The organism is Pseudomonas shirazensis (assembly GCF_014268785.2).
GTDB classification, from domain to species: Bacteria; Pseudomonadota; Gammaproteobacteria; order Pseudomonadales; family Pseudomonadaceae; genus Aquipseudomonas; species Aquipseudomonas shirazensis.
This window is the reverse complement of sequence record NZ_JABWRD020000002.1, coordinates 39,687-51,717: the sequence shown is the minus strand read 5'-3', so window position 1 is coordinate 51,717 and position 12,031 is coordinate 39,687. Positions and strand designations below refer to the sequence as shown.

Here is a 12,031-nt window from a genome sequence, read left to right as displayed (position 1 = left end):
CCCCAGCTTCTCAGTGAGGCATACATGATCGACCTCACCCACAGCCTTTCCCCCTGGCAGCACGCTCCCGTGTGGTATGTCGCCCTCTCCGGCGGCCTCGACTCCAGCGTCCTCCTGCACCTTCTCGCTGACTACACTCGCCACCACCACACGCCCCCCCTGCGTGCCATCCACATCCACCACGGCCTGCAAGCCGCCGCCGACAGCTGGCCAGCCCATTGCCAATCCCTGTGCGACAAGCTCGCCATCGAACTGCAGGTCATCCACGTCACGGTCGCGCCCGGCGCCAGCCTCGAGCAAGCCGCGCGCAATGCTCGCTATCACGCCTTTGCCGACATTCTGCGCCCCGGTGAGGTCCTGTTCACCGGACAGCACCGCGACGATCAGGCTGAAACCCTTCTGTTCAGGCTATTGCGCGGCGCCGGCTTGCGTGGCCTGGCGGCAATGCCAGCAGCCAGGCCGCTTGGCCAGGGGCAGCTGGTCAGGCCATTGCTGGCCCTGTCGCGGCAACAATTGCACAGCTATGCCGAGCAGTCCCAACTGCGCTGGATAGAAGACCCGAGCAATGCCGACACCCACTACGCCCGTAATTTTCTGCGCGGCGAGGTTTTTCCGCTGCTGCACCAGCGCTGGCCGCAAGCCAGCCAAAGCCTGGCGCGCAGTGCCGATCATCTGGGCGAAGCGCTGAGCCTGCTCAACGAGCTGGCCGCTGACGACCTGGCGCTGGCAGGGCAGGGCGCTCCAAGCCAATGGGCCGGGCTGGACTCACTCGCTCTGGAAGCGCTCAAGGCACTCTCGCCCGCCCGTCAGCGCAATGCTTTGCAGTACTGGTTAAGCACTCGCACGCGGTTGCCGGATAGCCGCCATTGGGTCGGTTGGGAAGCGTTACGCGACGCCGCCGATGACGCGCAACCCATCTGGCGCCTGGCCGACGGCCAGTTGCAACGCAGCCACGGCCGCATCTGGTGGCTCAGCGGCGATTGGCTGGCCGCCCCTTCAGGCGAGCATGCCTGGCCGGATCATGGCCGGCCGCTAGAGTTGCCGGGCAACGGCCGCGTATGCCTGTGCGGTACGTTGCCGCAGGCAGCTCTGCGGATTGCCTATCGTCAGGGCGGTGAACGGCTGGCGCTGCCTGGCCGCGGCCACCGCGACCTCAAGCGCTTGCTCAACGAACATCAGGTGCCACACTTCATTCGACCAAGGCTGCCGCTGCTGTGGCAGGGCGAGCGCCTGCTGGCGGTGGCCACCCTGCCGCAACTGGCCCAGGGCGACTGTACCTTGGAGTGGCAGATGCCGAGCAACGCGCAAGGTTTGAGCTGAGGATTAGATTCCGGTAGACTACCCTCCCTTCTTGATACAACTTCTGTGGCTTCATCGAAAACACAGCAGTTGCCGATTACCAAGCAGTTTTTTGCTGGGCTGATTTCCTAAAATGACGAGCGAGCTCCATGCCGGGTATGCACCTGGTCTGTACAGACGCGGCAGTTTTTCGAGATGCACTGTGATTGACGCAGGTGATCGGGGGCTTCGGCCTTCCTTCGCTTTCTCCGGCGGCGCTAGCCGCTTTAACGCAGACTTCTAGGGTTTTTCATGACGCGCTACATATTCGTCACGGGCGGTGTTGTTTCTTCATTGGGGAAAGGCATTGCCTCGGCTTCCCTGGCGGCCATCCTGGAAGCGCGGGGGCTTAAGGTCACCATGCTCAAACTGGATCCGTACATCAACGTCGATCCAGGCACCATGAGCCCGTTCCAGCATGGTGAGGTGTTCGTCACCCATGACGGCGCCGAAACCGACCTTGATCTGGGCCATTATGAGCGGTTCATCCGCACCACAATGACCCAGAACAACAACTTCACCACTGGCCGTGTCTACGAGCACGTGCTGCGCAAAGAGCGCCGTGGTGATTACCTGGGCGCGACCATTCAGGTCATCCCGCACATCACCGACGAAATCAAGCGCCGCATCATCAAAGGGGCTGGCGACGCTGACGTGGCCCTGGTCGAAATCGGCGGCACGGTCGGCGACATCGAGTCGCAGCCGTTCCTCGAGGCGATCCGCCAGTTGCGCTTCGAAGTCGGCGCCAAGCGCGCGATGCTGATGCACCTGACGCTGGTGCCGTACATCGCCACCGCTGGCGAGACCAAGACCAAGCCAACCCAGCACTCGGTCAAGGAACTGCGCTCGATCGGCCTGCAGCCTGACGTGCTGGTGTGCCGCTCCGATCACCCGATCGACAACTCGTCGCGCCGCAAGATCGCCCAGTTCACCAACGTTGAAGAACGAGCGGTGATCGCGCTGGAAGACGCCGACACTATCTACAAGATCCCGGGCATCCTGCATGCACAGGGTCTGGACGACTTCGTTACCGAGCGCTTTGGCCTGCAGTGCGACAGCGCTGACCTGTCCGAGTGGGACAAGGTGGTCGACGCCAAGCTCAACCCTGAGCATGAAGTCACCATCGCCATGGTCGGCAAGTACATGGAGTTGCTGGATGCGTACAAGTCGCTGATCGAAGCGATGAGCCACGCCGGTATCCAGAATCGCACCAAGGTCAACCTGCGTTACATCGACTCCGAAGACATCGAGAACCAGGGCACCAGCCTGCTCGAAGGTGCTGATGCCATTCTGGTCCCGGGCGGCTTCGGTCTGCGCGGTGTCGAAGGCAAGATCAAGGCGGTCCAGTTCGCTCGCGAGAACAAGGTGCCGTACCTGGGTATCTGCCTGGGCATGCAGGTTGCCGTGATCGAGTTCGCCCGTAACGTAATGGGCTGGGCTGACGCCAACTCCACCGAGTTCGACCGCAACAGCGAGCACCCGGTGGTGGGTCTGATCACAGAGTGGGCCGACAACACCGGTTCCGTCGAAACCCGTACCGAAGCCTCCGATCTGGGCGGCACCATGCGTCTGGGCGCCCAGGAATGCCAGCTGATCGGCAACTCCAAGGTCCACGATTGCTATGGCAAGGACGTGATCGTCGAGCGTCACCGCCACCGCTACGAGGTCAACAACAACCTGCTGCCGCAGATGATTGAAGCTGGCCTGCAGATTTCCGGGCGTTCCGGTGACGGCGCGTTGGTCGAAGTGGTCGAGTCGAAGGACCATCCGTGGTTCGTTGCTTGCCAGTTCCACCCCGAGTTCACTTCCACCCCGCGTGACGGTCATCCGCTGTTCAGCGGCTTCGTCAAGGCGGCACTGGTCCAGAAGAACAAGGCCTGATCCATGACCCAGAAGATCATTCGCGTCGGTAACATCGAGATCGCCAACGACAAGCCGTTCGTTCTGTTCGGTGGCATGAACGTGCTGGAATCGCGCGATCTTGCCATGAAGGTTTGCGAAGAGTACGTGCGGGTTACCGAAAAGCTCGGTATCCCTTACGTGTTCAAGGCCAGTTTCGACAAGGCCAACCGCTCTTCGGTCAGCTCCTACCGCGGCCCGGGCATGGAAGCAGGGCTGAAGATCTTTGAAGAGATCAAACAGACCTTCAACGTGCCGGTCATCACCGACGTGCACGAGCCGTATCAGGCTGCACCGGTTGCCGAAGTCTGCGACATCATCCAGTTGCCGGCCTTCCTCTCGCGTCAGACCGATCTGGTCGTGGCGATGGCCAAGACCGGCGCAGTGATCAACATCAAGAAAGCCCAGTTCCTTGCACCTCAGGAGATGAAACACATCCTGGCCAAGTGCGTCGAGGCGGGTAACGATCAGTTGATCCTGTGCGAACGTGGCTCGAGCTTCGGCTACAACAACCTGGTTGTGGACATGCTCGGCTTTGGCCTGATGAAGCAGTTCGAGTACCCGGTGTTTTTCGACGTGACCCATGCCCTGCAGATGCCGGGCGGTCGTTCCGATTCCGCCGGCGGCCGCCGTGCCCAGGTCACCGACCTGGCCAAGGCTGGCATGAGCCAGGGTCTGGCCGGGTTGTTCCTGGAAGCACACCCGGACCCGGACAATGCCAAATGCGATGGTCCATGCGCCCTGCGCCTGGACAAACTGGAGCCATTCCTGGCCCAGCTCAAGCAATTGGACGACCTGGTGAAAAGTTTTCCGACGGTAGAAACCGCGTAACACTCATTTCTCGGGTAAAGTACCGCCCGTTCTACCCCTGACCCTCGGGTCAGGGGCTCCCCTTCGCCAGGTCTGCCCTCTGCATGTTCGCCTGGTGAAAGGCTCGAATTCCCTAAGCTGCGTTGTTTTCGTCAATTCTGGAGTGCTTACAACAATGGCAAAGATCGTCGACATCAAAGGTCGTGAAGTTCTCGATTCGCGTGGCAACCCCACCGTGGAAGCCGATGTACTGCTCGACAACGGCATCATCGGCAGCGCTTGCGCGCCGTCCGGTGCTTCCACCGGCTCGCGCGAAGCGCTGGAGCTGCGTGATGGCGACAAGAGCCGTTACATGGGCAAGGGCGTACTCAAAGCCGTTGCCAACATCAACGGCCCGATCCGCGACCTGCTGCTGGGCAAGGACCCGGTTGACCAGAAAGCCCTCGACCGCGCCATGATCGAACTGGACGGCACCGAGAACAAGGCCAAGCTGGGCGCCAACGCTATCCTCGCCGTGTCGCTGGCAGCTGCCAAAGCCGCCGCACAGGACCAGGACCTGCCGCTGTACGCGCACATTGCCAACCTCAATGGCACTCCAGGCCAGTACTCCATGCCGGTACCGATGATGAACATCATCAACGGCGGCGAGCACGCCGACAACAACGTCGACATTCAAGAGTTCATGGTCCAGCCGGTTGGCGCCAAGACTTTCTCCGACGGCCTGCGCATGGGCACCGAAATCTTCCATCACCTCAAAGCAGTGCTCAAGGCCCGTGGCCTGAACACCGCGGTCGGTGACGAAGGTGGTTTCGCACCAAACCTGGCCTCCAACGAAGACGCTCTGGCAGCCATCGCCGAAGCCGTTGCCAACGCTGGCTACAAGCTGGGCACCGATGTCACCCTGGCCCTGGACTGCGCTGCCAGCGAATTCTACGAAGACGGCAAGTACAACTTGTCCGGTGAAGGCAAGTCGTTCGACTCCGAAGGCTTTGCCGAGTACCTCAAAGGCCTGACCGAGCGCTTCCCGATCATCTCCATCGAAGACGGTCTGGACGAGTCCGACTGGGCTGGCTGGAAGATCCTCACCGACAAGATCGGCGAGAAGATCCAGCTGGTTGGCGACGACCTTTTCGTCACCAACACCAAGATCCTCAAGGAAGGCATCGACAAGAGCATCGGTAACTCGATCCTGATCAAGTTCAACCAGATCGGCTCGCTGACCGAAACCCTCGAAGCCATCCAGATGGCCAAGGCTGCCGGCTACACCGCAGTGATTTCGCATCGCTCCGGCGAAACCGAAGACTCGACCATCGCTGACCTGGCTGTCGGCACTGCCGCTGGCCAGATCAAGACTGGCTCGCTGTGCCGTTCCGACCGCGTCTCCAAGTACAACCAGCTGCTGCGCATCGAAGAGCAACTGGGCGCCAAGGCGGTGTACCGTGGTCGCGACGAGTTTCGCGGCTAAGCAAGAGATGGTAAAAAGGCAGCTGCCGAGGCTGTCTGAGCGTTCTTACTGAGCTTTCAGACACCTCCTACGGGTTTCTGTCAACGAAGCCTGGCCTCGGCCAGGCTTCGTGCTATCGGAAGCCCCGCAGCGGCGGCCTTTTAATCCTGGATACTTTGATGCGCAGTCCTTATTGGTTGTTTCTCATCTTGCTCCTGTTGCTGGGTGGCCTGCAGTACCGCCTTTGGGTGGGCAGTGGCAGCCTGGCGCAAGTGACCGAGCTCAAGCAGCAGATCGACGAACAGCACGCCGAAAACGAACGGCTGCTGGAGCGTAATCGTGTGCTCGACGCAGAAGTCATGGAGTTGAAGAAAGGTATGGAGACCGTCGAGGAACGGGCCCGTCACGAATTGGGCATGGTCAAAGAGGGCGAAACCCTCTTCCAGTTGCCACAGAAATGACCGCGCCACTTCCGGCCTTCTGGGCCGTGATCCCCGCTGCCGGGGTCGGTGCGCGCATGGCTGCCGACCGTCCCAAGCAATACCTGCAGTTGGGCGGGCGGACGATTATCGAGCATAGCCTCGACTGTTTTCTAGGCCATCCCACGCTCAAAGGGGTGGTGGTCAGCATTGCTGCCGACGATCCGTACTGGCCAGGCCTGGCCTGCGCCAACGATGCGCGTATCCAGCGTGCTGCCGGCGGGCGCGAGCGGGCCGACTCAGTGCTCAATGCCTTGTTGCTGCTGCACGCTCAAGGCGCGGCAGATGGCGACTGGGTGCTGGTACACGACGCCGCACGGCCGAACCTGGCTCGCAGTGACCTCGACCGGTTGCTGGCGGAACTGGCTGACGATGCGGTGGGCGGCTTGCTTGCAGTGCCGGCCCGCGACACCCTCAAGCGAGCCGACAGCAATGGCCGGGTCAGCGCCACGGTTGACCGCAGCACCATCTGGCAAGCCTTCACGCCGCAGATGTTCCGCCTCGGTGCCCTGCACCGGGCACTGGCCGAATGCCTGGTGTCCGATGTGACGGTGACCGACGAGGCGTCGGCGATGGAGTGGTCGGGATTGGCCCCGCGCCTGGTGGAAGGGCGCAGCGACAACATCAAGGTTACCCGCCCCGAAGATCTGGAGTGGCTACGCCAGCGTTGGTCAGCACGCGGCTGACACCTCAGGCACTGCCTGCGTATTCCGGCAACTGTCCAAGCTCCGCCTTCAAGTAATCCACCAGCCTTCTGACCTTGGGCGAGAGATGCCGTTGTTGCGGATACAGCGCCCACACCGCGGTATTGGGCGGCTGATGCGTTTCGAGCAGCGATACCAGTGCGCCGCTACGCAAGTGCTCCTGCACGTAATAGTCCGGCAACTGACACAATCCAATCCCTTGCAGTGCGGCATCCAGTACTGCCTGACCACTGTTGCAGCGCCAGTTGCCCTGCACCCGCTGGCTCAGTTCACGACCTTCCTGTTTCAACGCCCAGACATCACTGCTGCCAATCAGGCAGTTGTGCCGGGCAAGCTCCGACAGACTGTGCGGCCGACCATAACGCTCCAGATAAGCCGGCGAGGCGCACAGGTACATCTGTCGTGGTGCCAGGCGCGTGGCGATCAGCCGTGAGTCCTGCAGGCGGCCCAGGCGGATCGCCAGGTCCATGCCCTCGTGGAGCAGGTCCAGGGTGCGATTGCTCAACTCGACCTCGACCCGCAGCTGCGGGTACTGGGTCATGAAGCGCGTCACCAGTGGCACGATGAAGCGCTCGCCATAGGCCACCGCGCAGGTCATGCGCAGCAGCCCCTTGGGCTCGCTGGCAAGGTCGCCCATCGCCCGCAGCGCCTCCTCGTGGCCATCCTGCAAGCGCTGGCAGTGCTGCAGGAAAGTCTGCCCGGCCTCGCTCAAGGTTACCCGGCGGGTGCTGCGGTAGAGCAAGCGGGTCTGCAAGCGTTCTTCGAGGCGAGCGATTTGGCGGCTGACATGCGAGGACGATACGCCCAGGCGCTCCGCCGCGGCGGTGAATTGGCCAAGCTCGGCCACGGCCACGAATTCATCGATGCCTTCCCAGCGATTGATCATCGATTATCCCTGTATGGCAATAATGTTTTGTCTTGGTCAGGATTATTAATCAAAGTGCGCTGAATTACACTGGATGGATTGCCCACCACTCGCTGGAGATCCCTGATGATCAAGTCCCGTGCTGCCGTAGCCTTCGAGGCCAACAAACCGCTGGAAATCGTTGAAGTCGATGTCGCCATGCCCAAGGCCGGTGAAGTGCTGGTGCGCATCGTTGCCAGCGGTGTCTGCCATACCGACGCCTACACCCTGTCGGGCGCTGATCCGGAAGGCATCTTCCCGTCGATTCTCGGCCATGAAGGTGGCGGTATTGTCGAGGCAGTAGGCGAGGGCGTGACCTCGGTTGCCGTAGGCGATCATGTGATCCCGCTGTACACCCCCGAGTGTGGCCAGTGCAAGTTCTGCCGTTCTGGCAAGACCAACCTGTGCCAGGCAATCCGTGCGACCCAGGGTAAAGGCCTGATGCCTGATGGCACTACGCGCTTCTCCTACAAGGGCCAGCAACTGTTCCACTACATGGGCACCTCGACGTTCTCCGAGTACACCGTGTTGCCGGAAATATCCGTGGCCAAGATCCAGAAAGAAGCGCCATTGGAAAAAGTCTGCCTGCTCGGCTGTGGCGTGACCACCGGCATCGGCGCCGTGCTCAATACCGCCAAGGTCAAAGAAGGCGACACCGTGGCCATCTTCGGCCTGGGCGGTATCGGCCTGTCGGCGATCATCGGTGCGGCCAAGGCCAAGGCCGGGCGCATCATCGCCGTCGATATCAATCCGAGCAAATTCGAGATCGCCCGCCAGTTGGGTGCCACCGACTGCATCAATCCGAAGGACTATGACCGGCCTATCCAGGAAGTCATCGTCGACCTCACCGATGGCGGTGTGGATTACTCGTTCGAGTGCGTCGGCAACGTGCAACTGATGCGAGCGGCGCTGGAATGCTGCCACAAGGGCTGGGGCGAGTCGGTGATCATCGGCGTGGCCGGTGCCGGCCAGGAAATCGCCACCCGTCCGTTCCAACTGGTGACCGGGCGCGTCTGGCGCGGTTCGGCGTTCGGTGGCGTGCGTGGTCGCAGCGAACTGCCAAGCTACGTCGAAATGTCGCAGCAGGGCGAGATCCCGCTGGATACCTTCATCACCCACACCATGGGCCTGGAAGACATCAACAAAGCCTTCGACCTGATGCACGAAGGTAAAAGCATCCGCAGCGTGATCCACTTCTGAGGTCAGCCATGAGCCTGGAAAACATCTCCTGCCAGAAAAGCTTCGGCGGCTGGCACAAGCGTTACCGGCATCAGTCCAAGGTGCTCGGCTGCGACATGGTATTTGCCGTTTACCTGCCGCCGCAGGCCGAACAGGGTGCCAAGCTGCCGGTGCTGTACTGGCTGAGCGGCCTGACCTGCAACGACGAGAACTTCATGCAAAAAGCTGGCGCCCAACGCCTGGCTGCCGAGCTGGGGCTGATCATCGTTGCACCCGACACCAGCCCGCGGGGCGAGCAGGTGCCGGCTGATCCGGACGGCGCATGGGATTTCGGCCTCGGCGCAGGTTTCTACCTGAATGCCACTCAGCAGCCCTGGGCGCAGCATTACCGCATGCATGATTACGTAGTCGAGGAGCTGCCCGCGCTGGTCGAGGCGCACTTCCCGGCGTCGGGTCAACGCAGCATCAGCGGCCACTCCATGGGCGGCCACGGTGCGCTGGTGTGCGCCTTGCGCAACCCTGGCCGCTATCAGTCGGTGTCGGCGTTTTCGCCGATCTGCAACCCGATGGACTGCCCGTGGGGCGAGAAGGCGTTCTCCCGTTATCTGGGCGAAGACCGCGCCCGCTGGCGCGAGTGGGATGCCAGCTTGCTGTTGGCCGAAACCCCGGTCGGGCAATGCCCGCCGTTGCTGATCGAGCAGGGTGATCGGGATGATTTCCTCGCCACCCAGCTCAAACCCGAGGCGCTCGAGCAGGCCGCACGCAAGGCTGGCCATACGCTGACCTTGCGCCTGCAGCCTGGCTACGATCACAGCTACTACTTCATTGCCAGCTTCATCGATGACCACCTGCGCCACCACGCCGCTGCGCTGGGCAGCCTGTAACTGTGGTCAGGGCCGCACTGCGGCCCAACAACTGCGCCCAAGCCTGTGCAAAGCAGGTAGAATCCCGCCCTGACTTTATCAGGGCGTTTTTCTATGCGTATTGGCCATGGCTACGATGTGCACCGGTTTACCGACGGTGATTTCATTACCTTGGGTGGGGTGCAGATTCCTCACAAATACGGCCTGCTGGCCCATTCCGATGGCGACGTAGTGCTGCATGCACTGAGCGACGCCTTGCTCGGCGCCGCTGCGCTGGGTGACATCGGCAAGCACTTTCCGGATACCGACCCGCAGTTCAAGGGCGCCGACAGCCGCGTGCTGTTGCGCCACGTGCTGGCAGTGGTCCATGCCAAAGGCTGGAAGGTCGGCAACGTCGACGCCACCATTGTTGCCCAGGCGCCGAAAATGGCCCCGCATATCGAAACCATGCGCCAGTTGATCGCCGCCGACCTGCAAGTCGAGCTCGACCAGGTCAACGTCAAGGCTACCACCACCGAGAAGCTCGGTTTCACTGGCCGTGAGGAAGGGATCGCCGTGCATGCGGTAGCCCTGCTGCTGGCGCTATGACCGAATTGGAACTGCTCGGGCCACGCGCTTCGGGTGAAGCGCTGGGCAGTGCTGTGCTCAAGGCAGTCGCGGAAGACTTCCAGGTCGATGAAGTGCTCGACATTCCGCTGACCGGGCAGGGTGAACACCTCTGGCTGTGGGTCGAGAAGCGCGACCTCAACACCGAAGAAGCCGCCCGCCGCTTGGCCCGCGCCGCCGGTGTGCCGCTGCGCGCGATCAGCTATGCCGGCCTCAAGGACCGTCAGGCGTTGACCCGTCAGTGGTTCAGCCTGCACCTGCCGGGCAAGGCCGACCCTGACCTGAGTCGCGCCGAAGACGACACCCTGCGCATCCTCAAGCGCGACCGGCACCTGCGCAAACTGCAGCGCGGCGCGCATTCGGCCAACGGTTTCACTCTGCGCCTGACAGCGCTGACGGCTGACCATGCCGCGCTGGATGCGCGCTTGCAGCAGCTCAAGGCCCAGGGCGTGCCCAACTACTTCGGTAGCCAGCGCTTCGGCCATGGCGGCGGCAATGTCCAGGATGCGCAGAGCTGGGCCGAGCGTGCCGCCCTGCCCGAGCAGCGTAATGTGCGTTCGCGGCTGCTCTCGGCCGGGCGCAGCTACGTGTTCAATAGGGTGTTGGCAGCGCGGGTCGCCGACGGCAGCTGGCAGCGTGCCCAGATCGGCGACCTGCTGGCGTTCACCGACAGCCGCAGCTTCTTCCCGGCAGGCGAGGCCGAGTGCACCGACCCGCGCCTGGCCATTCTCGACCTGCACCCGACCGGTCCGCTGTGGGGGGAGGGGCCTACGCCAACCACCGGCGCCACCGCCGAACTGGAGTCCGCTGTCGGTGCACAACATGCTGCATTGGGACATTGGCTGGCGCGGGCGGGCATGAGTCACGAACGGCGCATCCTGCGGCTCCCTATTGGCGGCCTGACGTGGCATTATCCCGAGCCTGATATCCTGCAACTGGAATTCGTCCTGCCGGCCGGATGCTTCGCCACCGTTGTGGTGCGCGAGCTAGTCGATCTGGTGCCGGTAGGGCAGACGGACAGCCCATGCGTATTCTGATTTCCAACGACGACGGTGTTACAGCCCCGGGCCTCGCCGCGCTGCATGCAGCGCTGGCGGACTATGCCGAGTGCGCGGTGATCGCCCCGGACCAAGACAAGAGTGGCGCCGGCAGTTCGCTGACGCTGGACCGGCCACTGCATCCGCAGGTTCTGGCCAATGGCTTCATCAGCCTCAATGGCACGCCCACCGATTGTGTCCACCTGGGGCTCAACGGGCTGTTGCCGCAAACGCCGGAGATGGTCGTCTCGGGGATCAACCTGGGCGCCAATCTGGGCGATGACGTGCTGTATTCCGGCACCGTCGCCGCTGCGCTGGAAGGGCGTTTTCTAGGTGGCACCTCGCTGGCGTTCTCGCTGGTGTCGCGCCAGCCCGACAACCTGCCCGCTGCCGCCCATATTGCCCGGCGCCTGGTCGAGGCGCAGTCGCGCCTGCAGTTGCCGCCGCGCACCGTGCTCAACGTCAATATCCCCAACCTGCCGCTGGAGCATATCCGCGGTATTCAGGTCACCCGGCTCGGCCATCGTGCACGTGCGGCGGCGCCCACCAAGATGGTCAACCCGCGCGGCAAGGAAGGCTACTGGATCGCCGTGGCCGGGGACGCCGAGGATGGCGGCCCGGGTACCGACTTCCATGCCGTGATGCAGGGCTATGTGTCGATCACCCCGCTTCAGCTTGACCGCACCTTCAACGATGCTTTCGACCAGCTCAGCGGCTGGCTGGAGGGCGTGCTCTGATGCGCGAACAGGACGATCTGCAACGCCGCGG

General features: G+C 62.5%; 12 protein-coding genes. 11 read left to right on the top strand and 1 reads right to left on the bottom strand.

All coding sequences use genetic code 11. The features are described 5' to 3' along the window. Nucleotides 1–24: 24 nt before the first annotated feature. The 6 genes from tilS to ispD all read left to right on the top strand — a co-directional run bounded on the left by tilS (nucleotide 25) and on the right by ispD (nucleotide 6,656). On the top strand, nucleotides 25–1,320 hold the full coding sequence (gene tilS / locus HU736_RS11520; RefSeq protein ID WP_186697689.1) for a tRNA lysidine(34) synthetase TilS: 1,296 nt from the start codon (nucleotides 25–27) through the stop codon (nucleotides 1,318–1,320). Nucleotides 1,321–1,590: 270 nt separating this feature from the next. Continuing rightward, nucleotides 1,591–3,219 carry a CTP synthase gene (pyrG, locus tag HU736_RS11515; protein ID WP_101317274.1) on the top strand — a complete coding sequence of 543 codons (1,629 nt, stop codon included), beginning with the start codon at nucleotides 1,591–1,593 and terminating at the stop codon, nucleotides 3,217–3,219. A gap of 3 nt (nucleotides 3,220–3,222) precedes the next feature. After that, entirely contained in the window at nucleotides 3,223–4,068 is an 846-nt protein-coding gene (gene kdsA, locus HU736_RS11510; protein WP_103436335.1) for a 3-deoxy-8-phosphooctulonate synthase, read from the top strand. A 154-nt stretch (nucleotides 4,069–4,222) separates the two neighbouring features. Further along, a complete protein-coding gene (eno, locus tag HU736_RS11505; RefSeq protein WP_101317278.1) occupies nucleotides 4,223–5,512 on the top strand; it encodes a phosphopyruvate hydratase in 1,290 nt (429 codons plus the stop codon). A gap of 158 nt (nucleotides 5,513–5,670) precedes the next feature. Next, complete coding sequence (gene ftsB / locus HU736_RS11500) at nucleotides 5,671–5,952, top strand: cell division protein FtsB (RefSeq protein ID WP_101317280.1); 282 nt, start codon at nucleotides 5,671–5,673, stop codon at nucleotides 5,950–5,952. Continuing rightward, nucleotides 5,949–6,656 carry a 2-C-methyl-D-erythritol 4-phosphate cytidylyltransferase gene (gene ispD, locus HU736_RS11495; RefSeq protein ID WP_103436336.1) on the top strand — a complete coding sequence of 236 codons (708 nt, stop codon included), beginning with the start codon at nucleotides 5,949–5,951 and terminating at the stop codon, nucleotides 6,654–6,656. The genes ftsB and ispD overlap by 4 nt, the downstream gene beginning before the upstream one ends. 4 nt (nucleotides 6,657–6,660) lie before the next feature. Here the strand turns inward: ispD and HU736_RS11490 are convergent, their stop codons facing one another. Then, nucleotides 6,661–7,557: a LysR substrate-binding domain-containing protein gene (locus HU736_RS11490; RefSeq protein ID WP_181003837.1), complete on the bottom strand. Its 897-nt coding sequence runs from the start codon at nucleotides 7,555–7,557 to the stop codon at nucleotides 6,661–6,663. A 108-nt stretch (nucleotides 7,558–7,665) separates the two neighbouring features. Here HU736_RS11490 and HU736_RS11485 point away from each other — a divergent pair, with 108 nt between their 5' ends. The 5 genes from HU736_RS11485 (at nucleotide 7,666) to surE (ending at nucleotide 12,000) form a co-directional block, all read left to right on the top strand. Continuing rightward, a complete protein-coding gene (locus HU736_RS11485; protein ID WP_103436338.1) occupies nucleotides 7,666–8,778 on the top strand; it encodes an S-(hydroxymethyl)glutathione dehydrogenase/class III alcohol dehydrogenase in 1,113 nt (370 codons plus the stop codon). Between the two features lie 8 nt (nucleotides 8,779–8,786). Then, the gene (gene fghA, locus HU736_RS11480; RefSeq protein WP_186697692.1) at nucleotides 8,787–9,641 is read left to right on the top strand and encodes an S-formylglutathione hydrolase; all 855 of its coding nucleotides are present in this window, start codon (nucleotides 8,787–8,789) and stop codon (nucleotides 9,639–9,641) included. Between the two features lie 93 nt (nucleotides 9,642–9,734). Then, complete coding sequence (ispF, locus tag HU736_RS11475) at nucleotides 9,735–10,208, top strand: 2-C-methyl-D-erythritol 2,4-cyclodiphosphate synthase (protein WP_103436340.1); 474 nt, start codon at nucleotides 9,735–9,737, stop codon at nucleotides 10,206–10,208. Continuing rightward, entirely contained in the window at nucleotides 10,205–11,263 is a 1,059-nt protein-coding gene (gene truD, locus HU736_RS11470) for a tRNA pseudouridine(13) synthase TruD (RefSeq protein WP_186697694.1), read from the top strand. Before ispF ends, truD begins: the two co-directional genes overlap by 4 nt. Next, a complete protein-coding gene (gene surE, locus HU736_RS11465; protein ID WP_103436342.1) occupies nucleotides 11,251–12,000 on the top strand; it encodes a 5'/3'-nucleotidase SurE in 750 nt (249 codons plus the stop codon). The genes truD and surE overlap by 13 nt, the downstream gene beginning before the upstream one ends. The last annotated feature ends 31 nt before the right edge of the window (nucleotides 12,001–12,031 follow it).